Origin of the sequence: Shewanella sp. VB17 (assembly GCF_013248905.1) — a bacterium.
GTDB lineage: Bacteria > Pseudomonadota > Gammaproteobacteria > Enterobacterales > Shewanellaceae > Shewanella.
Window position 1 is genome coordinate 1017622 of record NZ_JABRVS010000001.1, and the last position, 26456, is coordinate 1044077.

General features: G+C 43.6%; 20 protein-coding genes and 1 pseudogene. All 21 read left to right on the forward strand.

Features of this window, described 5'->3' with window-relative positions; all coding sequences use genetic code 11:
• The first annotated feature begins 32 nt into the window (after positions 1-32).
• The 21 genes and pseudogenes from HQQ94_RS04290 (at position 33) to HQQ94_RS04390 (ending at position 26455) form a co-directional block, all read left to right on the forward strand.
• Positions 33-1253, forward strand: a complete 1221-nt coding sequence (locus HQQ94_RS04290) for a type II secretion system F family protein (RefSeq protein WP_173293251.1) — start codon at positions 33-35, stop codon at positions 1251-1253.
• A 28-nt stretch (positions 1254-1281) separates the two neighbouring features.
• Positions 1282-1788: a hypothetical protein gene (locus tag HQQ94_RS04295; RefSeq protein WP_173293252.1), complete on the forward strand. Its 507-nt coding sequence runs from the start codon at positions 1282-1284 to the stop codon at positions 1786-1788.
• Positions 1789-1824: 36 nt separating this feature from the next.
• Positions 1825-2457, forward strand: a complete 633-nt coding sequence (locus HQQ94_RS04300; protein ID WP_173293253.1) for a type II secretion system protein — start codon at positions 1825-1827, stop codon at positions 2455-2457.
• A gap of 287 nt (positions 2458-2744) precedes the next feature.
• Positions 2745-3242, forward strand: a complete 498-nt coding sequence (locus tag HQQ94_RS04305; protein WP_173293254.1) for a prepilin-type N-terminal cleavage/methylation domain-containing protein — start codon at positions 2745-2747, stop codon at positions 3240-3242.
• A gap of 188 nt (positions 3243-3430) precedes the next feature.
• On the forward strand, positions 3431-3892 hold the full coding sequence (locus tag HQQ94_RS04310; protein WP_173293255.1) for a type II secretion system protein: 462 nt from the start codon (positions 3431-3433) through the stop codon (positions 3890-3892).
• Entirely contained in the window at positions 3882-4448 is a 567-nt protein-coding gene (locus HQQ94_RS04315; protein WP_173293256.1) for a type II secretion system protein, read from the forward strand. Before HQQ94_RS04310 ends, HQQ94_RS04315 begins: the two co-directional genes overlap by 11 nt.
• Positions 4448-5275: a PilW family protein gene (locus HQQ94_RS04320; protein WP_173293257.1), complete on the forward strand. Its 828-nt coding sequence runs from the start codon at positions 4448-4450 to the stop codon at positions 5273-5275. The genes HQQ94_RS04315 and HQQ94_RS04320 overlap by 1 nt, the downstream gene beginning before the upstream one ends.
• Complete coding sequence (locus HQQ94_RS04325) at positions 5265-5759, forward strand: MSHA biogenesis protein MshP (RefSeq protein ID WP_173293258.1); 495 nt, start codon at positions 5265-5267, stop codon at positions 5757-5759. Before HQQ94_RS04320 ends, HQQ94_RS04325 begins: the two co-directional genes overlap by 11 nt.
• Position 5760: 1 nt before the next feature.
• Positions 5761-10098 (forward strand): DUF6701 domain-containing protein, encoded by a 4338-nt coding sequence (locus tag HQQ94_RS04330; protein ID WP_309247275.1) that lies wholly within the window; start codon positions 5761-5763, stop codon positions 10096-10098.
• A gap of 316 nt (positions 10099-10414) precedes the next feature.
• Positions 10415-11464, forward strand: a complete 1050-nt coding sequence (locus HQQ94_RS04335; RefSeq protein ID WP_173293260.1) for a rod shape-determining protein — start codon at positions 10415-10417, stop codon at positions 11462-11464.
• A 91-nt stretch (positions 11465-11555) separates the two neighbouring features.
• Positions 11556-12452, forward strand: coding sequence for a rod shape-determining protein MreC (gene mreC / locus HQQ94_RS04340; protein ID WP_173293261.1), 897 nt, complete (start codon positions 11556-11558; stop codon positions 12450-12452).
• A complete protein-coding gene (gene mreD / locus HQQ94_RS04345; RefSeq protein ID WP_173293262.1) occupies positions 12449-12937 on the forward strand; it encodes a rod shape-determining protein MreD in 489 nt (162 codons plus the stop codon). Before mreC ends, mreD begins: the two co-directional genes overlap by 4 nt.
• Complete coding sequence (locus HQQ94_RS04350; RefSeq protein WP_173293263.1) at positions 12934-13551, forward strand: nucleoside triphosphate pyrophosphatase; 618 nt, start codon at positions 12934-12936, stop codon at positions 13549-13551. The genes mreD and HQQ94_RS04350 overlap by 4 nt, the downstream gene beginning before the upstream one ends.
• A 101-nt stretch (positions 13552-13652) precedes the next feature.
• Positions 13653-15155 (forward strand): ribonuclease G, encoded by a 1503-nt coding sequence (gene rng / locus HQQ94_RS04355; protein WP_173293264.1) that lies wholly within the window; start codon positions 13653-13655, stop codon positions 15153-15155.
• Positions 15155-19222, forward strand: coding sequence for a YhdP family protein (locus tag HQQ94_RS04360; protein ID WP_309247233.1), 4068 nt, complete (start codon positions 15155-15157; stop codon positions 19220-19222). The genes rng and HQQ94_RS04360 overlap by 1 nt, the downstream gene beginning before the upstream one ends.
• Positions 19191-20045 carry a carbon-nitrogen hydrolase family protein gene (locus HQQ94_RS04365; protein WP_173293266.1) on the forward strand — a complete coding sequence of 285 codons (855 nt, stop codon included), beginning with the start codon at positions 19191-19193 and terminating at the stop codon, positions 20043-20045. Before HQQ94_RS04360 ends, HQQ94_RS04365 begins: the two co-directional genes overlap by 32 nt.
• A gap of 46 nt (positions 20046-20091) precedes the next feature.
• Positions 20092-21540 carry a metalloprotease TldD gene (gene tldD / locus HQQ94_RS04370; RefSeq protein ID WP_173293267.1) on the forward strand — a complete coding sequence of 483 codons (1449 nt, stop codon included), beginning with the start codon at positions 20092-20094 and terminating at the stop codon, positions 21538-21540.
• 174 nt (positions 21541-21714) lie between these two features.
• The gene (locus tag HQQ94_RS04375) at positions 21715-23094 is read left to right on the forward strand and encodes a TolC family protein (RefSeq protein WP_173293268.1); all 1380 of its coding nucleotides are present in this window, start codon (positions 21715-21717) and stop codon (positions 23092-23094) included.
• Between the two features lie 41 nt (positions 23095-23135).
• Positions 23136-24107, forward strand: coding sequence for an HlyD family secretion protein (locus HQQ94_RS04380; protein ID WP_173293269.1), 972 nt, complete (start codon positions 23136-23138; stop codon positions 24105-24107).
• Between the two features lie 15 nt (positions 24108-24122).
• A pseudogene (locus HQQ94_RS04385) lies at positions 24123-25293 on the forward strand (ABC transporter permease).
• Positions 25294-25327: 34 nt separating this feature from the next.
• Positions 25328-26455, forward strand: coding sequence for an ABC transporter permease (locus HQQ94_RS04390; RefSeq protein ID WP_173296515.1), 1128 nt, complete (start codon positions 25328-25330; stop codon positions 26453-26455).
• The last annotated feature ends 1 nt before the right edge of the window (position 26456 follow it).

The window sequence follows — 26456 nt, forward strand, 5'->3', positions numbered from 1 at the left end:
CATGCTTAACGGTATCAATATAGGAATAGCGAATGCCTGTTTATAAATATCGAGGTCGCGATGCACAAGGCGCTCTGATCACTGGCGTGGTGGATGCCGCGACGGAAAATGCGGCCGCAGAGCAGCTGATATCTCGTGCGGTTATTCCGTTAGAATTAAGTGAAGTTAAGAAAAGAGTGTCTTTCAATCTAGCCAGTTTATTTAAAAGTAAAGTTGGATTGGATGAGTTGCAGATTTTTTCACGTCAGATGTATTCATTGACCCGTTCAGGTATTCCTATTTTACGTGCTATTGCAGGCCTGTCTGAAACCACACATTCGCAGCGTTTGAAGGATGCTTTGCATGATATTTCAGAACAGTTGACTTCAGGTCGTCCTCTGTCATCGGCGATGAATCATCACCCTGACGTGTTTGGTGCATTGTTTGTGTCTATGGTCCATGTGGGTGAAAACACGGGTAAGTTGGAGGATGTTTTTATTCAGCTTTCAGGTTATATCGAGCGCGAGCAAGAGACTCGACGTCGCATTAAAGCTGCGATGCGTTACCCCGTTTTTGTGTTGATTGCTATTACATTAGCATTGGCGATTCTAAATATTATGGTGATCCCTAAGTTTGCCGAGATGTTCTCTCGCTTTGGTGCAGACCTTCCATGGGCAACTAAGGTATTGATAGGCACCTCAAGCTTATTTGTCAATTATTGGCCAGCCATGTTGCTCGCCGCTGGTGGTGGGTATATTGGGATTCGTTACTGGCATAGCACTGAACAAGGACAAAAAAAATGGGATGAATGGAAATTACGTATCCCCGCAGTAGGCAGTATTATCGAGCGTTCAACCTTGTCGCGCTATTGCCGCAGTTTTTCTATGATGCTAGGAGCGGGAGTCCCCATGACACAAGCGTTGAGTTTGGTCGCTGATGCGGTCGATAACGCTTATATGCATGATCGCATTGTCGGTATGAGGCGGGGTATTGAGTCCGGAGATTCTATGTTAAGAGTGTGTAATCAGAGTCATCTTTTTACACCTTTGGTCTTGCAGATGGTGGCTGTAGGGGAAGAGACAGGTCAAATAGATCAGTTGCTTAATGATGCTGCAGATTTTTATGAGGGTGAAGTGGATTATGATTTGAAAAACTTAACCGCTAAATTAGAGCCGATATTGATAGGGTTTGTATCGTGTATTGTACTGGTATTGGCACTGGGGATTTACTTACCTATGTGGGACATGCTCAATGTGGTCAAAGGTGGTAAGTAACAGGCATTAAAGCTGGAGATAAAAAATTATGTTAAACCAACAAAAAGCTGACACTGAATTGCTGCAGTTATTAGGCAAGTCTGTTTCTTTGTTGCTTATGGTGGCATTGCTCACCATTTTAGGGGTTAAGTATTTTCATTCTGTGGACAAAGTTGGCGCTCAAAACTTAGAGGTTGATCATACTAAGTTGATTCATTTATTGTCGATGGTAAAAGCCCAGTGGTTTTCTCAAGGGAGGCCAGCTTTGCTGAACTTAGAGTGGGATAGCTTTGAAGATTTTAACCAGCATCAACAGGTCGATAAAAAGTTAAATCTGATTAAGATGAGCGATAGTGGCTGGCCTCTGCTCAATCAGAGAGACAAGTTGGGATGCAAACAACTTTGGAAGCAATTATTGGGTCGTGAAACAGAGCGACAATCAATTGTGACAGATTTTGATGCTTCGGGAGGTGTCTGTCATTATATTAGCGAGCATTCAGGACAATTAAGTTATGAACTTAACTCTGGTCGAGTGACCTTGTTAACTAAAGACTGATTAGCCGTTTAAATATTGTGAATAGGAGATGGGTTTATGGACAACCAAAAGGGAAGAACACTACAAGGGTTTTCATTAATTGAACTTGTGATAGTGATCGTGATTTTAGGTTTGTTAGCTGCGACGGCAATCCCACGTTTTTTAAATGTTACCGATGATGCAGAAGATGCCAGTATTGATGGTGTATCGGGTGGTTTATCCACTGCGGTGGGTTTTGTGCGTGCTCAATGGGAAGTCGATGGCCGTAGGGATGACTCTGTGATCCTTGACGGCACTAGGGTCTATCTTGATGAAAGATTTGGTTTCCCCACTGGAGCGTCCAATTCAGGTTCTGGAAACACAGATGCGACGGCGATGACCAATATAACGTGCCAGGAAGTCTTCAGTGCCGTTTTGCAAAATGCACCCCGCAATGTACAGATAAATCAAGACGCCCGAAAGCAAAGGTATGTCGTCAGTGTGATTGAAAATATTGGCGGTGCAGGCACCACTATTACGGGGGCACAAGTATCAGGATTAGATATATGTGTTTATCATTTAATTGCATCGCTGAAGCTAGATCCCACAACAGGCGTTGCCAACCCGCAACCTAGTTTATCGACCTTTGCAGTGAAAGGGGTGACCTACAACCCTGGAACGGGCCAAGTGGTGAGTTTTTCAAATGAGTGATGATTTTTGTCGCTTGACTGAGCCATATGGATGCAGATTAATATTGTTTTGATGCACTCTGGCGGGTGAATATTCCTACCGTATTACTGGTTGGTAGACCTAGCGATTCATCAATAATGACTATAATTACCTACTTTTTACTTGTCCATATTAGTCCATACTTGTCAAAAAGCTCAATACTTTACTAAGCTTAAATACACTAGTTAGATTCTCAGATCAGCTAAAGTAACGGTGTTATGAGTTATGGTCACAATCAGCGAGTTAAGCAGAGCCGAAGGAGATAGGCAATGAGAAGAGCAAAACAACAAGGTTTTACGTTAATTGAGTTGGTTGTAGTGATCATTATTTTAGGGATTTTGGCGGTCACGGCAGCCCCTAAATTTATTAATCTTCAAGGGGATGCAAGAGCGTCCACCTTAGAGGGGTTTAGGTCTGCTTTACAAGGGGCTAACTCACTGGTGTTTTCAAAAGCGGCGTTAGCGGGTGAGGAGCGTATTGCCGATGCAACAGCTTGGGCGGCCAATACTGGGAATCCTACAGGTGTCGATATGGGCACCGGAACCCCAATACTCACCGTGTATGGTTACCTACCCGCTGATGGCGCTGCACTTGCAGCAGCGATGGATATTGACTTGGGTAATTGGACGATAACGGCCGCCACTGGTCAACTGACCATTAGCCCAGCAGGGGCAACGGCTGCGACGTGTAACTTTGTGTATGCGGTGGCCACAGCCACAGCTCCCCCGACATATACGCTTTATGCTGGAGTTAATTTCGCTTGTTAAATTGATTTTTACTTTTACTTTGGTAAAAAGCCTGTCATACAGGCTTTTTACCATTCCCCATTCAAATACATGCCTACACAGTTAAAGGTTTAACTTTATATCAATAGGATAAGTATTTTAGTTGATAGCGTTAGTGAGTAAACCATCATACTGAGCGTAAAGTCGATCGAATTTACAGGTAAGAACAGATGCACAAAAAGTTGGGTTTCACGCTAGTCGAGCTAGTCACCACCATGTTATTAATTGGCATACTCTCAGTGATTGTATTACCTCGCATGATGACAAGTTCCAGTTACAGCGCTTTTACCTTACGCGATGAGTTTATTAGTGAGCTACGTAAAGCTCAGTTGTTGGCAATGAATAATCAGGGGCGTTGCTATCGCGTTGCTGTTGATGCCCAAGGTTATCAATTGCAAAGGTTTAGTGACTTAACATGTACTAGCATTGCTCTCCCTACTGAGTCGAAGCGAGCCTTCGAAGGCGGTGCCAGTTTGTCTTTGGTGAGTAACGCAAGTGATAGTTTTAATATGGATTTTCGTAACAGTAATGGCGTCTCCAGCTTGGGGTGTGCAGGGGCATGCATTAATGTGATTGCTGCTGACAAGTTAGTCGTCAATGTCGAGAGTCAGGGGTATATCCATGGCCGCTAATTTGCTTACGCAAGTCAACAGTCAATCACGTGTTAAAGGGTTTACCTTAATTGAGTTAGTGGTTGGTATGGTCGTCTTGAGTATTGCCTTAGTGATGTTATCGACCATGTTATTTCCTCAAGCTGACCGCGCCGCTAAGACTTTACATCGGGTACGCTCTGCTGAATTGGCTCACTCTGTTCTTAATGAAATTTGGGGCAAGCGTTACGATCAAAACACAGATGCGAATGGTGGTATACCTGCTTGTGGGGCAGCGGCTAATATTCCTTTAGGTCTACCCGCTGGTGTTGCTTGTACTACTGTCGCTAATTTAGGCCCTGAGGGTGAGACGCGAAATAATTACAATGATGTTGATGATTATCATGGGCTAAGTGAAAACGACACCATGCTCAATTCGACCCTGACGTATGCGAGCCAGTACACTAGATACTTATTATCGGTGAATGTAGTTTATCTTAACCCAAGTACCGATTTAAACAGCAAGCTTGTCACTATTAGAGTAACCACGCCCAATAAGGAAGTGATCACCTATAATATCATTAGGAGTAATTACTGATGGTGAGGTTAATAAATGCCAAAACAAGCCGTGGGTTTACACTGGTTGAGATGGTGACTGTGATCATTATTTTAGGTGTGTTAGTGCTTGGTGTAAGCAGTTTTGTGGTATTGGGGACACGTATTTTTGTCGAGTCTACTTCAGTAGAGCAAGTGTTGGCTCAGAGCCGATTTGCCATAGAGAGAATGACCAGAGAGTTGAGAAATGCGCTGCCAAATAGCTTACGTCTGACCTCAGGTGATACTGCTGGAGTCTTTTATCAGTGTGTCGAGTTTGTGCCTATTCAGGCGAGTGCATCATATGTTGATTTACCTTTTTCTCCTTCTGCTAGCAGTAATACTGGGATTGTTTTCACCCCATCTCAAGGGATCAACCCAGCACATAAATTATTGGTTTATCCTCTAACAAATAGTCATGTGTATACAGTGACCTCACCAGGAAGTGATGGGCGTTTATTTGATGTTAGTAGCTTTATTGCTGCAACTGGCGTGGTAACTTTCGATGCTGCGGTGCGTTTTGCTGAGTCATCACCAATCCAACGATATTATATGATTGATGATGCGGTTAGTTACTGTTTTGAATCGGCAGGTGAGCTAAGACGGTATGCCAATTATGGCTTGAATTCGGTGCAAATGACTCCCAATACTAATGGGGTGTTAATGGCCGAAAATATAACAAATAATTTATCGATTCCAATTGATGCACCGATTAGGTTAACAGGAACTAATTTAGTTAATAATGCCATGTTGCAATTAGCACCTAGGTTTTCAGTCAATGGCCAAGCGTTTCAATACCAACACCAAGTGCAGGTAATTAATGTTCCCTAGTCAATGGCATTACCTTCAAAGCTCTAAAAGTGCCTATGGTCATTCGAGATCATTGCGGCAATCTGGCAGTGCTCTTGTTATCGGTATATTTGTTATCACAGTGATGTTTTTAATGGCCACAGCGTTGCTCAAGGTCCTAGAAGATGCAGATGAACAGGTCAATATTGAAGTATGGGGAACACGCGCTTTTGCTGCAGCGAATTCTGGTGCTGATAGAGCGTTAGCCGAGTTGCTGCCGTTAGATAATACGCCGGCCTTATGCGCAAATGTGTCCAGTTCATGGGATATTGGTAATGAAAACCCCACATTGGTGGGTTTTCACCGGTGCAGTATTGAGCTGATCTGTGATGATAGCAACATCATTGGCAGTACCACCTTGTACCGAATTAGCAGTACCGCAACTTGTCAAACCGGTAATTGCACGGTTAATGATGGCAACTGTTTACGGGTCAGTCGCCAAGTGGAGGTAGAAGCGCGTGGGTAAGATGATCCCTTGGTTGTTTTTTTATGCGTCATTACTGCCACTTATCGCTGTGGCTGTTCCACAATGTGATGAGGTTTTTACCGAACCGTCAAGCAGTGGACTCGATATTGGCTTTGAAGATCCGGTAGACATCGGCTCTGCTTTAGGCAATTTAACTTGCACGAGTAGCTGTAGTGCAAACTTTTTGCCGGGGGATTATAATTATCAAGCGGGTACTTTTCAGGGGAATTATATTACCACCAATGGGGCTACTACTCGGTTATATTTTGATTCATTGTCTGTGAATAATGCTAATTTGAATGCAGGGGGTGACCCTGAAGATTTGATCATCTATGTTCGTGATAATTTGTCAATGGCGGGTCAAAATACCATTAATGGCATTGTGTATGTCGAAGGTACCGTCAGTTTGTCAGGTCAATCGACGATTAGTGGTGGACTGGGAGCCGATGGCACAATAACCATCAATGGTAGTAATAGCGGTGTTAATTTTGATGCGGGTGCAATTTCAGATGCTGATTTTGGGGGCATGTGTACTCATATCCCACCTACGTTTAATATTCAATTTGGTAAATCGATGACAGGGACTGTTACTTTCGATAAAGCTTTTGATACCGATGTGATACCAATCATTTTTTTAATGCCAACAATTTCAACTAATAACCCTGACAGTAATGACGGCCCTGCTTCGGTGTGGCCTGCTGATATGACAAACACCGGATTTACGTGGAGTCAGCAGGAGCCTGCTAGTCCCAGTAATCGTTATAAAGCGTCGCTTCCTATGGCTGAGGTGCATTGGATTGCTGTGACGCCCGGTGAACATACGCTTTCGGATGGTACCAAGCTAGTGGCTAAAATTATTAATCACAATCAGGCGTTCCGTGTTAATAATAATCCATATATGGATGTCTCTCTTGATTCAGATCTGAATGTTGTCTTGCATCAAAAGCAAACCTCTATTAACAATTGTTGGTTAACGACAACGTCAGAGTTTAATAATACTGGTATAGAAATCGCAATGGAGGCTTCTGAAGTTTACTCTGGGAACCGTTGTCAACCAGGAAACATTAATTCATTACAAAATGAAAAGATCGGTTATCTTGCGATTGAAGAAGGGACTGGTACTTTTAATTTTGACGGTGATGAAATTATTTATCAATTTGGGCGTCAATATCGAACACTTTTTAATAACTCAGGTAATTTATCGGCTCAATGTGCGAGTGAGGGGGTCTTAAGTGGCTTCACTGGTGTGCCGACTTTAGTTGGAGGTAAAAATTCCAGACGTGGCACTGATGGGGGGTGGTTAAGGCGTTGTGAGTTGACCAATAACAGCGTTAGCATGGTGATTGATGAGGACACATATAGGGACAACGAGAGAAGTCACGTGTACGAGTTCTATAGTTTTGTTGCGCTGGAGAAAAAAGAGCGAACATTAACATGTTTTAATGATGATTTCTCTCAAGGTAGTTTAACGGATAACTGGGTGGTTGCGAGTAGCAGCGGTAGCTTTATTCCAGCCATTGTAAATGGCCGTTTACGACAGACTCAAAATATAAGGTATCAGTCAACATCGACCACTTATCAGCGATTATTTCTTGCAGATGATAATCTCGTCATTATAGAGTTTGATCATTTTGCCTATGGTGGCAGCGGTGCAGATGGTATTGCGGTGGTTTTGTCTGATTCAAGTATTACCCCACAACCTGGAGCGTTTGGTGGGCCATTAGGCTATGGGTTTAGGTCTGGGATCGATGGCTTTGCTGGTGGCTGGTTAGGCGTAGGTATTGACGAGTATGGTAATTTTTCTGCCGAGGGAGGCAGCAGCAACATTGGGCGGCGGCGTCAAAGTGTGACTTTACGTGGCTCAGGTGCTGGCACGACTGGCTATCGTTACCTCAAGGGAACTTGTAATAATGGGACGACCAATACGAATGGCAATTGTTTATCTCCTACAGTAGATAATAATAATGGCAGTCCGACACACAGGTACCGTATTACTGTTGACTCTAGAGTATTGGGGCAGTCAATCGTCGAGGTTGAGCGAAAAACCAGTGCAGGGTTTGTTTCTATCATCCCCGCTTTTGATGCGGCGAGCGAAACGGGTCAAGCAGCAGTGCCGCAGGATTTTATTCTGTCACTAACCGGCTCTACTGGTGGAGCAGATAATATTCATGAAATCGATAACATTGAAGTATGCGCATTAGAATCTCGGCCTATTGGTGTGGTTATCGATCATTTTGAGTTTACTCATTCAGGGACCGGTTTGACATGTGCGCCAGAGAACCTGACTATCACGGCTTGCGCCAATGCAGATTGCTCTCAAACGATCCCTGATGAGGTAATTGTTACTTTGAGCCCTGCGTCTGTTTCTGGCGGCGGTGGATGGAGCGGGACCGGAGTGGTGGGAAATCAAGTGACTTTCAGTGGTGGTAGCGCTCAAATCCAGTTGAGAAAAACCACGCTTGGGGATGTGAGTATTGGGGTGACCGGATCAATCCCTGGTGCCAAACCCTTTAGTCAAACACTTTGTCGTATCGGAGCTTCAGCACCTTCGGCGCAGAATTGTACCTTAACCTATGCCGAGAGTGGCTTTGTATTTGGGGATGTCAATGCCGTACCCTATATTGGTATCCCAGATGAGTTTGCTAATAAATTTTCAACCAATATACTCGTCAATGCCGTCAAAACAGATGAGCTGACTAAGCAATGCATTACAAACTTTGCAGGTGAAACTAAATCGGTAGCATTTTGGAATGATTATACCAGTCCAAACTCAGGCTCACAAAGAATTAAGGTCAAGTCTGGTGCCACTCAAATTGACGCTGGGTTAAACTTAGCCGGTGCTGTAGGGCTCAATTTAACCTTTAATGCTCAAGGGCAAGCAAGCATCGATGTCAATTATGCTGATGCTGGGCAAATGACGTTAAATGCCCGTTATACCGGCACAGGTGATGACGCAGGATTGGTCATGAACGGTGCTGATACTTTCGTTCGTTATCCTAAAGGGTTATGTGTCGTACCTGAGCAAACTTGTACCGCAGGGAATATCTCTTGTCCTGTTTATAAAATGGCCGGTGAGAGTGTGCCATTTGATGTGCAAGCGATGGCTTGGCAAGTGGATGGCGATACAGATTTATGTGATAACTTATCGACGCCAAATTACGTTCATCAAGGTATTGAGCTCAGCTTCAACTTAGTGGACCCTGCTGGTGGGGTCGATGCGGCTACTATTAGTGATTATGATCATACCAGTGCTGCAAATGGCATTAATAGTCTCACGCGTGCGGTCTCAGAAGTCGGTGTTTTTACCCTTACCGCTAATCCACCTTTGTCATATTTAGGCGCCGATAGGCTAATCGATTCTGGGACCAGTGATTTTATTGGCCGCTTTGTTCCTGCTTATTTTGAGTTGTCTGATGCGAGTATTGCACCTGCTTGCAGCAGTTTTAGTTATATGGAACAACCCTTTTCTCTCATGATGACCCTGAGTGCAAAAAATACATCTGATGAAATTACGCAAAATTATTTTGCTGACTTTGCTAAAGCCAATGCGACTTTGGTTGCGAAAGATACTCTCGATGGTGTCGATAGAACGATGAGGCTATCAGGTTTGTCAGCATTGAGTTGGCCGGCCTCTGATACCGGAGGAATGAGCCGAGGCACGGCAGTCGTGAATGATGATATTAAATTTAGTCGGCTTACTAACACATTTGATGGCCCTTATCAGTCACTTAATATCGGTGTTATTATGGATGATGCTGAATCAGGACCAGTGCGCTCTTTGATTAAGGATCCAAATATGGATGCCAGCAGTCCAACTTTGTGTAGTGGAAACTGTGTCGCTAAAAGAATATCCGTAGAGGATCTGCGATACGGTCGCATGGTACTTGAAAATGGCTACGGGCCTGAGTCTGAAAGCTTACGGTTATCATTGAGAACCGAATATGTCAGGCAAGTTTTAGCAGGCGTGCCAACTTGGATAATAAATGGCAATGATTCCTGTTCTGTCTATGATACTCAGAGTTCAACCGATGCCACCGAAACTCCGACGACAGGCTTGAATATGACCTTGCCGAGTGGTTTTCCGACTATTAATGCCTACACAAATCCCTTGTTAACTCAACAGCAAGGTGTTGTTGGTGCTGGTATTAACAATATTTATTTTCTTATGCCGAATGCGTCGGGTGAAGTTTTGCTTAAACTCCATGTTGAACCATGGTTGAAGTGGTATTGGAACTATGATGGTAGTAATCCGAGCTTACTTTTTGATCCAAGAGCGTCTGCTTTTTTCGGGACTTACCGTGGCCATGATAAAGTGATTTATTGGCGTGAAGTCAATTAACCTTGTTTGTTCGATAGACTGAGTTGGGTTATTGTGACTGACTTGGCTGAATACTAATTGCTGGCGTGAATTGTGCTTTGGTGGTGACAGGTCCCCTTCTTTATTTATCATTCAGTAAGAGAAGAATCTTTACTATGGCTATTTCGTCGTTTTAGTTGTCATTAAGCATCAATATTTATCATGATTTTCATGATAAAGACAAATAAATTGCCTCATTAGCAAATGTTAACCATAAGATGCTTGTTTCATTGCTGTGACGTTGATAGAGTTAGCTGATTTTTTCAATTTTCAGACTCCACTAAGACAGGCTGGTTACATGTTCAAAAAGCTGCGTGGCATTTTTTCTAATGATCTATCGATTGATTTAGGTACGGCTAACACTCTCATTTATGTTCGCGGAGAAGGGATCGTGTTGGACGAACCTTCAGTCGTTGCAATACGCGGTGAACGCGGCAGTGGTGGACAAAAGACTGTGGCGGCTGTCGGTACTGAAGCTAAACAGATGCTAGGTCGTACTCCTGGTAACATTCAAGCTATTCGTCCGATGAAAGACGGTGTTATTGCCGACTTTTATGTGACAGAGAAAATGTTGCAGCATTTTATTAAGCAAGTGCATAACAACAGTGTATTTCGCCCTAGCCCTCGAGTGTTGGTGTGTGTGCCTGTAGGGGCAACGCAAGTTGAGCGACGTGCTATCAGAGAATCCGCTATGGGTGCCGGTGCACGTGAAGTTTATCTCATTGAAGAGCCGATGGCGGCGGCAATTGGTGCTGGTTTACCGGTATCTGAAGCCACAGGTTCTATGGTTGTCGATATCGGTGGTGGTACCACTGAAGTGGCGATTATTTCGTTAAATGGTGTGGTTTATTCCTCTTCGGTACGCATCGGCGGTGATAAATTTGATGATGCTATTATTAATTACGTTCGTCGTAATTATGGTAGTTTAATTGGTGAAGCGACAGCTGAACGCATTAAGCACACTATTGGGACGGCATACCCAGGTGATGAAGTACTTGAAATTGAAGTACGTGGCCGTAATTTAGCTGAAGGTGTCCCGCGAAGCTTTACTTTAAATAGTAATGAGATCCTAGAAGCACTCCAAGAGCCGCTTTCTGGCATCGTCAGTGCTGTTATGGTAGCACTTGAGCAATCTCCACCAGAATTGGCATCGGATATTTCTGAGCGTGGTATGGTACTGACTGGCGGCGGTGCTTTAATTCGTGATCTTGATCGTTTGCTTATGCAAGAGACAGGGATTCCTGTGATGGTTGCCGACGATCCATTGACGTGTGTAGCTCGCGGTGGCGGCAAAGCGTTAGAGATGATCGATATGCATGGTGGCGATCTTTTCTCGGAAGAAAACTAATCTACGCTGAAAAGGCGGTATTTTACCGCCTTTTTCATGATCATGTCGTAAGCTTGTTCCAACTAGCTCTTTTCATTACTTATAGTTTTTTATGAAACCCATTTTTGCTCGTGGTATTTCTAACCAATTCAGACTGACACTGGCCATTATTTTGTCGGTGTTCCTTCTTGTGGCGAACAGTCGGCTTGATCCTGTACGTAAATCTATCTCATCGGTGTTAAGCCCTTTGCAATATGTGGCTAATGTTCCCGGTGCGCTGCTAGATTGGTCAGCGGAAAGCTTAGCGACTCGCAATATGTTAGCTCAACAAAACCGAGAGCTACTTAGACAGCAACTATTGATGAGCGAGCGATTACAAAGATTCGAGCACCTAAGACAAGAAAATGACCGCCTGCGATCTTTACTGGGTTCTCCAGTGCACCTAGATGCGAAGAAGATCGTTGCTGAAGTGATGGAAGTGGCTAGCGATCCCTATCATCAATATGTGGTGTTAAACCATGGTTCGAGAAGCGGTGTCTTTGTTGGTCAACCTGTTGTTGATGCACAAGGTGTTGTTGGTCAGGTTGTGCAGGTGAGCGAGCTAAGTTGTCGCGTATTGCTCATATCCGATGTGACGCATGCTATCCCAGTGAGGATAACGCGTAATGACGTTAGAGTCGTGGCTAATGGCACGGGGGTACTTGACGAATTGGAATTACGTTACGTGTCTAAAAGCACTGATATCCGTGTTGGTGATTTACTTGTTTCATCTGGTTTAGGTAAGCGTTTCCCTGAAGGATATCCAGTGGCGCGAGTTATGAGCTTGATAAAAGATGATGGTCAAAGTTATGCCAACGTGATTGCTCAACCTTTAGCGGCATTAGACAGAATTCGTTATTTATTGCTGATTTGGCCTGATAAGCCTGCGCCGAACACTTTGGTGGATAAGATTGATGCCGACTTACCTACCACTAAAAAAACAGAGTTAAGCCCTGAGGTAAGCCAATGAGTATGCATGTTGCTAATGGTCGTTGGGTTGTTTGGTTAAGTTTTTTAGTCGCAATGTTATTTCAAATCATGCCTTTACCAGATATTGTCGAAGATTGGCGTCCTGATTGGCTCCTGCTTGTGATTATCTATTGGGCGATGGCATTGCCACACAGATACAATATTCTATCGGCTTGGATCTTAGGCGTCATGCTGGATATTATGTTGGGTGCTCATTTGGGGATCAGAGCGCTATCAATGTCGTTAATTATCTATGTTGTCGTGCTGCATTTTCAACGATTACGAAACTTTCCCATGTGGCAGCAGTCACTAATGATAGCGAGTTTGATCTGTTTACATCATTTAGTGATTTTTTGGGTTCAATTTATCGTAGGCACAGCTAAATTTGACGTAAGTCTGTTTTTACCTGCGATTTCCAGCTTGATTATCTGGCCTTGGGTGTTTTGGATTTTACGCCGTATACGGCGTTTATATAAGGTAAGATGATGCAATCAAGTCAATTAATACTGGCCTCGGCTTCTCCGCGTAGAAAAGAGTTACTGGCTCAGTTGGGGTTCTCACAACCCGGTTTTAGCTTCCTCACTTTACCTGCAGATATTGATGAAACGCATCAGTTAGCCGAGTCTCCTCAGGCTTTTGTTGTGCGTCTCGCAGTTGAAAAAGCACAGGCCGGATTATCATTATTCAATGCCGATGTTTATATTAATAATAAACCTTCGCACACCGTGGTTTTAGGCTCAGATACTATTGTCGTGTTAGGTGCTAAAATTTTAGGTAAGCCCAAAAATGAAGCTGATGCTCTGAATATATTATCTGAATTATCAGGTCATATGCATTCGGTCATCACAGCGGTTGCATTAATTGATAGTGAGCGAATATTAACCCGTCTAGTTGAAACTAAAGTGCAGTTTTGCCGCTTATCCCAAGCCGATATTTTAGCTTACATTGCTACGGGTGAGCCAATGGATAAAGCAGGGGCCTACGGTATACAAGCATTAGGTGGTAGCTTTGTTGAGCGTATTGAGGGGAGCTATTCCGCTGTTGTCGGTTTACCTATGGTTGAAACTCGCCAATTACTGCGTGAAATGAAGATTTTATAATATTAAGTCGAGTCTGACTCATTTGGGCTGTATTGTTGATGTTTACCACCAAACTGTGGTTAGTGCTTAGCCCCTAAAAGAATAATAGCGAGTGAATAGTTATGAGTCGCACCGTCAGAAATAGAGTGCAGCCAAAAATTGGTTCTGAATTATTGATCAATGTTACGCCTACTGAGGCCAGAGTTGCATTAATAGAGCATGGTGTGTTGCAAGAAGTCCATATTGAACGACGGATGAAGCGTGGTTTAGTGGGCAATATTTATAAAGGTAAAGTCAGTCGAGTGTTACCGGGTATGCAAGCAGCATTTGTTGATATTGGATTAGATAAAGCGGCTTTTTTACATGCATCCGATATCGTGCCTCACACCGAATGTGTCGCCGAAGGTGAGAAAGGTCATTTTATTGTACGTGCTATTAGTGAGTTGGTCCGTCAGGGTCAAGACATTATGGTGCAAGTGGTCAAGGACCCATTGGGGACTAAAGGTGCGCGTTTAACCACGGATATTACACTTCCCTCTCGTTATCTGGTGTTTATGCCTGGTTCAAGTCATGTTGGTGTTTCTCAACGGATTGAATCTGAAAAAGTGCGATCTCGACTCAAAAAACTAACGGAACCTTTTGTTGACGAAGACGGTGGCTTTATTATTCGCACTGCAGCAGAAAGTGCTGGTGAGCAAGAGCTTGTTCAAGATGCGGCTTTTTTACGCCGAGTTTGGTCTAAGGTGACAGAGAGACGAAAACGCAGAGGGGTGTCGTTACTGTATCAAGATTTAGCCCTTCCAGTTCGTATTGTACGTGATTTTGTGGGCACAGAGTTAGATCAAATTCAGGTTGATTCGAGTCATACTTACGATGAACTGCAAGTTTTCGCTGATGAATTCATGCCTGAAATAGCCGATAAAATTGAACATTATAATGGGCCTGTGCCTATTTTTGATCTGTATGATGTTGAGAATGAAATCCAGCGTTCATTAGGCCGTAAGGTTGAGCTTAAATCAGGTGGGTACCTTATCATCGATCAGACTGAAGCCATGACAACCGTTGATATTAATACGGGCGCTTTTGTTGGACATCGAAATTTAGAAGAGACGATATTTAATACCAATCTAGAGGCTACCCATGCCATTGCCCGTCAGCTTCGCTTGCGTAATCTTGGGGGGATTATCATTATCGATTTTATCGATATGCTTAAATCTGAGCATCAAAAACGTGTGCTTGCAAGTTTAGAATTTGCCTTATCCCATGATACCGTTAAAACTAATATCAGTGGCTTTTCTGGTTTAGGTTTAGTTGAAATGACCCGTAAACGTACTCGAGAAAGCTTAGAGCATGTGTTGTGTGGTGAATGTCCTATTTGTGTTGGTACAGGCAGTTTAAAAACGGTTGAAACAGTTTCCTATGAAATATTTAGAGAAATTATAAGGTTAGACCGTAGTTATGATGCTGATGAATTTATTGTGTATTGCTCACCTTCGGTATTTAATAGCTTAACGGGCGAAGAGAGCCATCTCATTGCAGAGTTGGGTGTTTATATTGGTAAGCGTGTTCGTTTTCAAAATGAAGTCATGTACGCACAGAACAAGTTTGATGTGGTAATAATGTAGTGTTCTTTAAATGCCATCCCCGTAAGTTAAGTCGCCTCTGTTGGCAAATATTAGCGAGTGTACTGATGCTTTTTGCATTAGTCATTAGCCTGTTTAGAGCGCTGTTACCTCAGCTTGACCAAATTAGAGCAGAGCTGATTAACTACATAGAGTTTGAATATCAGGTGCAAGTCGATGTGGGTGAACTTACCGCAAAATGGCAGGCATTAGGCCCTGAATTGACCATTCGACGCTTGACCATTCCCTCCCAAGAGCACTTACCTTTTACTTTATTGATTGACAATGTGCATGTGAAACTCGACTTCTGGCAGAGCATCATTAGCGTGAGCCCACAGATAACAAGGGTTATTTTTGATGGTGTTCAAGTGGCTCTTGATATCGATAAAGTTAACAATAGCGCTTTGACTCACTCTCAAGATATGACCAAGCAGGTTGCTGACACTGATTGGATCTATCGACTCTTGCTTGAACAGTTGACACATTTTTCAATCCATGACGCCAGCTTGCAACTCTTGAGTGTGACACATGAGTACAGGCCGATTTATGTAAAAGACCTAACATGGATGAACAGTAAATTAAGGCATCAAGGTCATGGAAAGCTCTATCTTGATGAAGCTGCTTCAGAAGTTGAACTATTAAGTTTACAGTTGGATATTGTAGGCAGTGGCTATAAACCGGACAGTTTACAAGGGCAGGTATATCTTGCTGCCCGCTCATTGGACTTAGGTAAGTGGGCTTCAAGACAGACCAGCCCTTACGATAGCACCAGAAAGCTAGCGCTGGAGGGAGTGATAAACCTCGAAGCTTGGTTCGATATTGCACAGCGAAACATGACTTCTGCTCATATTGAATTTGAACCTAGCTGGTTAGAATGGCAACTTAATGAGCAAGAGCAGCATTTTGAGGTCGAAGGTGGCCGTATGCTTTGGGTTGCTACGGATAAGGGCTGGCGCTTAAAGAGCCAAGACCTTGCTTTTCAAACCAACCAAAAAGCCTGGCCTAAGCTTGAGTTAACCGCTGAAAAAAACCATCAAGTGTTGACCACGACACTCAATCGCCTTGACACCAGTACACTGTTACCGCTCCTTCCTCTTATCCCAACTGTTGATTTAGGTGGACTTAAAAAGTGGCAGTTACTTGAACCTAAAGGCTATGTTAACGAAGTTACGTTTTCTGTTGATGATAACGGGCCTCAACTTGCTTTCGGCATAGAACAGCTTAGTTGGCAACATAAAGCGCAAGTTCCGGGTGTATCACCATTTGATATGAGTGTTGCCTGGCAAAAAAATAGTGTTTATTTATCATTACCTAAACAGAAGTATGTGTTGGATTTCGGCTCAGCATTTAAGCAGTCCTTAGCACTTGATGGTGAGGCATTTAACGCACAATATGATCTAACATCACAGGCGTTAGCTTTACCTTCGATCGAGTTAAATAATCCAGATATTGCCATTGAGGCTTCAATGCGCCTAAATTTGCTTGATACTGCCCACTTAGCGCTGTTAGCAGATGTGAAATTTCATGATGTTTCCAAAGCCGTTAATTACTTCCCTCTCAATGGCATGAGTCAAGAGCTGGTCGAATATCTTGAAACAGGATTAGTGGCTGGAAAAATTCAAGATGCCAAAGTGTTATACAATGGCGCATTAAGTGGTTATCCCTACCAAGATCATTCGGGGATTTTTCAGACTGAATTTACTTTAGAAGAGGCTGAATTTGAGTTTCAGCCTGATTGGCCTTCGGTAACATCATTAAATTTATCGGCAGTATTTGAAAATGACCGTATGGATCTTTTGATTAATAAGGGTCAGTTGTTAGATGTGGTGGTTGATGGGGCGAATATCGTTATTCCTCAATTAGGTGAGCGTTCCCTATTACAGATAAACGCAGATCTGCTCACTCAAGGTGAAGCTGCGACGCAGGTACTTAATCGCTCTCCTCTGGCAGATCAAGTTGGTTCGACATTGAATATGGTGCAAATCCAGGGACAAGTTAGTGCTAAGTTGGATTTAGATATTCCACTTTATGAAGGAGAGAAAGAGCGGATCCATGGCTTAGTTAATTTTGATAAGACGCCTGTGTATATAGCGGAGCCTGGACTTGCACTTGAAGAGGTCACAGGACAAGTCGAATTTCTCGATGATGTAGTGACAGGTAAAGGAATTGAGGCGATTCTTTTCGAACAAGCGGTTTCTTTAACGTTTGATACCAAAAGTTTAGGTGATGATTATGGTTTAGATCTGCAACTTAGCGGAGCGTGGGCATTGGAAAACCTTCCTGATTATCTTGATAATCCACTTAAAGGTTTCTATTCCGGAGAGCTAAGCTGGGAGGGGGATATGAGCATGATTTTTGAGCCTACAGGTTATCAAATCCAAGCTAAAGTCAGCAGTGACCTTCTTGGTGTTAATCTCGCTTTACCGGATCATTTTGCAAAAAAAGAAGACCTACCTCGCCAGCTTACAGCTGAATTTACGGGGAATAATAAGCAGTCCTCTTTAGGGATAACATTAGGTGAGGATATTGATTTCTTAGCAGGATTTGATGAAGCGTCTGGAAATAAATTAGCATATTTCGATCTCATGCTTGGCCGCTTATTCACCTCAGATGATCATATTAATAAAGATAAGGGTCGCCTTCAGTTATCTATTGATAACACTAAATTTACCCCTTGGTTAGCGATTATTAATCAATTTACTCAGTCTGAGCAGCCTGAAATAAGTGAGATTGCTCAGGAGGAAAATGAGCGTAACCATTTTTTCCCTCCCCTTATCAGTATTGATGGTGAGATAGCTCATTTAGATTTAATGGGGCAACCTTTAACCCACCTCAATATTAGCGCTAAGCCTATTGACAGTGTTTGGCGTTTTGAAGCTGAATCGGATGAATTTGATGGTCGTGTTGACTTTTATCCTGATTGGTCGACTCAGGGGCTAAAACTGGTGGCGTCTAAACTTCACCTTTCCCCTGTTATTAAGAAACCGGAAAATGCCGTATTTAAGTCAAACACTGTGCTGAAAAACTTGCCCCCCTTAGCCATAGATGTTGATGAGTTTAGCTTGTATGGTAAGCCGTTAGGTCATTTAGTATTACAAGGCACACCACAAGATGATAATTATCACATCCAAACCGTTTCTTTGACGACTCCATCGGTGACATTTGTTGGTAATGGTACGTGGAATAATAGCGGCAATGAAAATGTAACTGAATTTAATGTGAAACTCGATGCGGCTAAGTTTGACGACCTATCTGCCATTCTTGGTATGGATCCTGGGTTAAAAGATGCCCCCTTAGCCATTAATGGTAAGGTTTCATGGCAAGGGGGCCCTTATGCATTTTCTTTAGGCTCCTTAAATGGATTAATTGATTTTAAATTAGGTAAAGGACATCTTTCAGAGGTCAGTGATAAAGGAGCGAGATTATTTTCACTATTTAGTCTTGATTCCTTGTTGAGAAAACTGTCCTTGGATTTTTCGGATGTGTTTGGTAAAGGCCTCTATTTCGATACTTTTACTGGCACGTTGGATATTGATCATGGCGTGATAAAAACCCACAATACAGAGATGGATGCCGTTGCAGGTAACATGAAAGTGCGTGGGTATACCGACTTAATGACTGAAAGTTTACATTACGATATTCGTTTTGTACCTCAATTGGCCTCCAGTGTTCCGACCGTGGTATTACTCACCACTGGTGGTTGGACTTTTGGGCTAGGCGCCTTTGCGTTAACTAAGGTACTTGAGCCTGTGATAGAGGTGATCACTGAGCTTAGGTTCCGGTTAACAGGCACAATGTCAGCGCCTAAACTTGAGGAGTTAGCGCGTAAGAGTAAGGAGATCGTTATCCCTGAATCTGTGCTAGCAAAGGTCAATAAAGAGCCTGTTGATATGACAGACAAAAAATCACAAAATAGCGACGACAAACTAGAATTAGACAGCATTGAACAATCATCACCGAATTCAGGTGTCGAATTGCCCAAGTCAAATGTCGAAGAAATCCCTGTTTTTAAGGACAATATCAAAAAGGAAGTTAAAGATGCAGATCAGTCTATTACAATGCCAAAGTAGTCACGATGTATCGGCAAATCTTGCATACATAGATGCGCAGCTTACTCTTCTTCCTCGCAATTCTGGCGAGCCACAGTTAATTGTGTTACCCGAATGTTGTTTGCTTTTTGGTGGTCATGAGAGTCAACAGCTGGAATATGCTGGCGATCCTATTTTAGGGACAAGGCCACTAGAAAAAGCCATGTCTGAGCTTGCTGCTAAATATGACATCTATCTTGTCGCTGGAACGATACCTGTTCGCTCAGAAGATGGTCGTGTCTATAGTAGAACCTACTTATTTGATAATAAAGGTGATATTTTAGGCGAATATGATAAATTACATTTATTTGATGTGGATGTTGCCGATGGTACCAAGCGATATAGAGAGAGCGATACTTTCTGTCCTGGCGAAAGGATCAGTGTCATAGATACCCCTTTCGGTAAATTAGGGTTAGCTGTTTGTTATGACATTCGTTTTCCTGATCTTTTTAGAGCAATGAGGTTAGCCGGTGCCGAACTCATTGCCTTGCCCGCTGCTTTTACTAAGGTGACAGGTGCAGCGCATTGGCAACCACTTATCCAAGCAAGAGCCATTGAAACTCAATGTTTTATTTTAGCTGCCGCTCAGTGGGGCAAACACAATCAAGGTAGCCGCGAGACCTGGGGACAGAGTATGATTGTCGATCCTTGGGGAAGCATTACAGCGCAAAAAATGGATGGGTGTGGTTGGGTGCAAGCTAAGCTAGATAAGACGGAACAGCAAAAAATTCGTCAAGAGATACCGGTATCGACACATAACCGATTTTCAACGCCAAGCCTACAACACAAAGACGTGAAGGGGTAACCCCTTGCATCTTATAAAAAACTAAGTCAAAAGAGAGAAATCATTAATGCCATTGTTAACTCAAGTTGAACAGAGCCTATTGCAAGATGGACAGTCACTGAGTGATCTACAGGGTTACCTGAATATTATTCACCAGCACAATGTCGACTTTTCCGATCTTTACTTTCAAGGCAGTCGTCATGAGTCTTGGGTGTTAGAAGATGGGATAGTTAAAGAGGGCAGTTTTCATATCGAGCGAGGGGTTGGCGTTAGAGCTATCACGGGTGAAAAAACCGGATTTGCTTATGCTGATGAAATCACTCCATCTGCACTTATGGCCTCTGCTGAGGCTGCTCGCAGTATTGCCTCATCAGGTGGAAGTAGTAGTGTGCAGGCGTGGAAACGCCAAGATGTTCACGCGCTTTATCAAAGTTCAGATCCTATTGCAGCGATGGAAGAAGTAAAGAAAATTGCTCTGCTGAAAGAGGCTGATGCGTATATTCGGAGTCTTGATAGCCGTATTATTCAGGTTGTTGTGAGTATTTCGGGTGTGCATGAAGAAATTTTAGTCGCGGCAAGTGATGGCACATTAGCGGCAGATATACGTCCTTTAGTACGGTTTAATTGCAGTGTTATTTTAGAAGAAAAGGACCAACGTGAACGTGGTTCAAGCGGCGGTGGCGGGCGTCATGGCTATGATATTTTGATGGCAACCGATGACACTGGCTTACCAGTGTGTTTCTCATTTGCTCGTGAGGCGGTGCGCCAAGCGTCAGTTAACTTAAGTGCAATCGATGCCCCTGCAGGATTGATGCCTGTGGTACTGGGTGCTGGCTGGCCAGGTGTTTTGCTACACGAAGCTGTCGGTCATGGATTGGAAGGGGATTTTAATCGCAAGGGCAGCAGTGCATTTAGTGGCCTAGTGGGCCAACAGGTCGCGTCTAAATTAGTCAGTGTCGTTGATGATGGCAACATGCCAAACCGCCGTGGTTCATTAAGTATCGATGATGAGGGCGTTATCACGCAGAAGACAGTACTTATCCAAGATGGAATCTTAAAAGGTTATATGCAAGATAAACTCAATGCTCGCTTAATGGGTGAGCAATCAACGGGTAATGGCCGTCGAGAATCTTATGCACACTTGCCTATGCCGCGCATGACGAATACCTATATGGAAGCGGGTGAATCAGATCCAGCTGAAATCATTAAATCAGTTAAAAATGGCATATATGCGCCTAACTTTGGTGGCGGCCAAGTTGATATTACGTCAGGTAAGTTTGTTTTTTCAGCTTCTGAAGCTTATTTGATTGAGAACGGTGAAGTCACGAAAGCGATTAAGGGGGCAACACTAATTGGTAATGGCCCTGAAGCGATGAAACAAATTTCAATGGTGGGTAACGATCTCGCCCTTGATAAAGGCGTAGGCGTTTGCGGTAAAGATGGCCAGAGTGTGCCTGTTGGGGTCGGTCAGCCGACGCTTAAGGTCGATAATTTAACCGTCGGTGGGACAGCGTAAAACGACTATTGCACCCATGAAGTAAAGTCTCTAGCTGCTAATACAATAGAATGTTATCATCGCCTGCTAAATTAGAGTATCTACTCTACATTCTATTGATGCAATTGACTTCTTTTATTTAAAGTTGGCTCGCCGTGGTGAGCCAACTTGATATACATGGGCTTTGAGGTATAGATGAAATTCCCCCACTTCGTTTGTTGGTCTTTACTGTTAGCCGTTGGTACATCTTCAGCCCAGCCAATGACGTTTGATAACGCATGGCAGCAGTTGTTAACTGTCAGCGATAAACTCCAGGCTGAATCTCAAGAGGTTTTACGCGCTCAGGCTGAGCAAAAGGCGGGAGAAGATCTTGGTCTGCCTTCTGTAGATATCAAAGGGAGCTATACCCATCTCGAAAAACCAATTGAGCTAGATTTACGTGATCTTAACCCTCTCGCTTCACTGGGATCTGAGAGTTTACCCCCGGCATTGGGCGGCGCGTTAGCGAGTATTCCAAGTTCAATGTTTGTGACCCCCTTTACCGAACAAGATATTTTTCGTGCCAGTTTGCAAGCCATGTGGCCAATCTATACTGGGGGGAAGATCACTGCAGCTCAAGGAATACATGCTGCGCTCGTGGCTGAAAAAGAGCAGCAGTTTCAATTGGTCATACGTGATCTTTTTAATTTATTGGTGGACAGGTATTACGCTGTCTCTGTGACAGAGACGCTGATGCAAACTCAGTTGCAGCTTGTTGCTTCTTTGACTAAACATGCCGATCATGCGCTTAAGTTGGAAGAGCAAGGCCAGATAGCGAAGGTTGAGCGGCTAAATGCACAAGTCGCGCTTGAAAATGCGCGGGTCAGTGCTGGTAGTGCTAAGCGTCAGCATGAGATGGCAATGATTGCTTTATCGCGGATGCTACATCAACAAAGTATCATCCCCTCATCTCAGTTATTTATGCTACAAAATCAACCCTCTTTGCCTAGATTAAGTCAGTTGACGATGACTCAGCACCCAGCACTGAAATTACTCGAAGCGAAAGAAGATCAAGCCACAGGCTTAATTGATGTAGAGAAGGGGCGTTATCAACCCAGTGTCTTTCTCTACGGTAATTATACCTTGTATGAAGATGACAGCTTGTTCTCCCAGGTTGAGCCTGATTGGATGGTAGGCTTAGGTGTTAAGGTTCCTCTGCTCAGCAGAGAGGGTCGCAGTGGTAAAGTGGAAGCGGCTAAAAGCGCCTTGTTACAAGCTCGATATACTAAGGCGCAAACGCAGCAAGATCTCAGTTTGCTGTTAGATCAAAGCTACCGTCAACTTTTGCAAGCACAAGAAGAGGTGCTTGCATTGGATACTTCATTGACCCTAGCCGAAGAAAACTTACGTTTGCGTGAGATAGCATTTAACCAAGGTTTGTCTACTTCGATAGACAGAGTGGATGCTGAATTAAAGCTCAGTGCCGTCAAGACACAGCAACTGGGTGCGAAATACCGCTATATTCAATCTTACGCACGTCTGATGGCTATCAGTGGTCAGCTAGATGACTTTATCGGTCGAACTAATCAGTTGTAATGTAATTAAAATTATCTATTATCAATATTTTGGAGATATGAATGCGCGCTAATCGTTTGCTCGCCATGGTTGCACTCTTGGCGCTAGTGCTGGTGTTAGGTTATGGTTTAAAGTTAGCCTATAGCCCTAAAGCGCACATTTTACAGGGGCAAATTGAGGCCCGAGAATATAACGTCTCTTCAAAGGTGCCAGGCCGGATCGAACAGGTTTTAGTGCGTCGTGGCGATGTGGTTAAACAGGGCGATTTGTTGTTTGCTATTCACAGCCCTGAGCTCGATGCGAAATTAATGCAAGCTGAAGGAGGGCGCGATGCTGCCAAAGCACTGCAACTTGAAGCTGATACGGGAGCACGTAAGCAGCAAATCACAGCATCTAAAGAACAATGGTTAAAGGCCAAAGCTGCAACTAACTTATATCAGACCACTTATCGTAGGGTCGAAAACCTGTTTGACGAAGGGGTTGTTGCGAGACAAAAGCGCGATGAGGCGTTTACACAGTGGCAAGCTGCTAAATACACTGAGCAAGCTGCACTGGCGATGTATCAGATGGCGCAAGAGGGCGCGCGTTCTGAAACTAAAGCTGCAGCAGCGGGCAATGCGCGTATGGCAGAAGGTGCGGTTAATGAAGTCAATGCTATCTTGGCTGACAGTCAGATGAGATCGCCTAAATCTGGTGAGATAAGTGAAGTCTTATTGCAACAAGGTGAGCTGGCGCCGAGTGGTTTTCCTGTGGTTAGCTTGATTGATATGACCGATGCTTGGGCTGTATTTCAAGTACGTGAAGATCAACTTAATCAGTTTTCTAAAGGGAGTAAATTAATGTTGACCTTGCCTTCGCTTAAGCGTGACGTTGAGTTTGTTGTTACTCACGTGAGTGTGATGGGAGAGTTTGCGACTTGGCGATCGACAGAAAGTGGTCACGATTTTGATATGCGTACCTTTGAGGTAGAGCTTAAACCTGAGAGTGAAATAGAGAATCTGCGCGTCGGCATGTCCGTGTTGTTTACCCGCTAAGTATTCAGGTTTACCATGACCCATTTAATCGCTTCCATTCGATGTGAATTACGTTCGCTGTGGCATTCACCTTGGCAATTGGCTTTGGTCAGTTATCTGCCTATTTTAAGCATGCTGTGTTTATGGTGGTTGTTTAGTGCTGGGTTACCAAGGCAATTACCCGTAGCAGTGGTTGATCACGACAATAGTCAATTGAGCCGTATGTTAACTCGGCAATTACAGGCCAACCCTGTTATTGAACCGCGAGGTTATATGGATCTCGCGTCAGCGGTAAACGCAATGAAACAGTCAGATGTTTATGGGATCATCGTTTTTCCTGCTGATTTTAAACGTGACCTATTGACAGGTCACAGCCCAAGTATCGACATTCGTTACAATAGTCAGTTTTTACTGGTGGGTAAGTTATTATCAAGTCAAATACAACTCACTTTGGGAGCGGGGTTACTTAAGGTTGCTGGTATTAAACAGCTACTTCAAGGTGTGCCTAAATCTCATGTCGCAGTGCAACTGAGCCCAGTTACCAGTCAGACAACGGCATTATTTAATCGTAACAATAATTATGTCGGCTTTCTTGTGCCTGCGGTATTGGTGGCTTTGTGGCAGTTGCTGGCCATGTTGATCTTCTCTAATAGTTTGAGCCGAGAATTGACACCTGAAGGTCATTTTATTTCAGGTCAGGTTATCTGGCTGCGAGTTTGGGCAAAAATAATGGTACTTACACCAATACTATTAATGCATGGTGGCTTTATTTTAGTACTTTTATATCAGTATCTTGCATTACCTGCAGCGGGTAATTTAGCCCTATTAATCCTAGCCCAGATAGTGATGTTATTGGCGGTGTGGTTATTGGTGCTTTTGGTGTTTTTTTATGATGCGAGATAGTGCTCGTATGGTCAGTTTTGGAACGGCGATGTTTGCCCCAGCATTTGCTTTTATGGGGATCACTTTTCCGGTGCACGAGATGCCTTTAGTCGCCCAGTGGTGGCGTTTAATGATGCCATCGAGTCACTATATAGACTCGCATGTTAGCATTATTAGTTATGGATCTTCTTGGCAGACTATTGCCCTGCAGCTCACCAGCTATTGGGGGTTTGTATTGATTATTCCAGTGCTGATTATTTTATCTCGTCGTATTGAGATTGGATCTGAAACTCAATCGCTTTTGGGGGAACGATTGGATGACTGATAATGGTGAGCAGATGATCATGAGCCACCAGCATATGAGTTTCTGGCAACTTGTGCTGTTAGAGTTAAAGGCCATCGTGGCAGATAAAGCCATTGCCGTGACGTTATTTGGAGGCGTGCTTTTTTATGCTATCCTTTATCCTCTGCCATACCTGCATCAAGTACCGACCGAGCAACAATTGGTGGTGGTTGATTTGGATCATTCCTCATTAAGCCGCCGTTTAATCCGTCATGCTGATGCGAGTGCAAAAATGAGTGTTATTGGCCAAGTTGGTAGCCTACTTGAAGCCAAAACTTGGATCCAGTCTGGGCGTGCTCATGGATTGCTGGTGATCCCGGCAGGTTTTAGGCGAGATCTGCTACAAGGCAAGGGCGTGACGTTAAGTTATGGTGGTGATGCCAGCTATTTTCTGATCTATGCGTCTATAGCTGAAGGTTTAGTGGCAGCAGGGATGGATGCGGGTAAACACGTACAGCTACTTGGCATGCTAGCTAAAGGTGAGGCTCCTCAACAGGCGGCTAAGAACCTCAATTCAGTTAAGATAAACAGTGTCCCAGCATTTAACCTAAGCCTTGGTTATACCCCTTATGTGGTGCCTGGACTTTTTTTATTGATCTTACATCAAACGTTACTCATTGGTATGGGGATATTAGGGGCTGGTCAGTGGGCTAAGCTGGGTTATTGGAATCAATGTTCTCCCTTACTGCTTATTTGTGGCCGCATGACGGCTTTTATGTTGATCTACTTAGTTTTTACTAGTTTTTATATTGGTTACTGTTTTTATTGGTATCAGGTGAGTATTCAGGCAAGCTTAAGTCTAGTGTCACTATTTCTGCTACCTTTTTTACTTGCAAGCTGCGCAGGTGGGGTTGCATTGAGCTGCTTGTTCATGCGTAGGGACTTGCCAACCCAAGTGTTGTTATTGGCTTCTATGCCTATCATGTTTGTATCAGGCTTTATTTGGCCATTAGCATTGATCCCACAACCTTTGATCTGGATCTCGCAGGTGATCCCAGCTGTTCCGGCTATTATGGGAATGTTAGAACTCAATCAAATGGGGGCATCATGGGCCAGCATTATGCCTAAATGGTTGCAGTTATGGGGTTTGTTTGTCTTTTTCTTTTTATTGGCAGTTTATGGTGTGTCCAAAAAACTGAAATAAA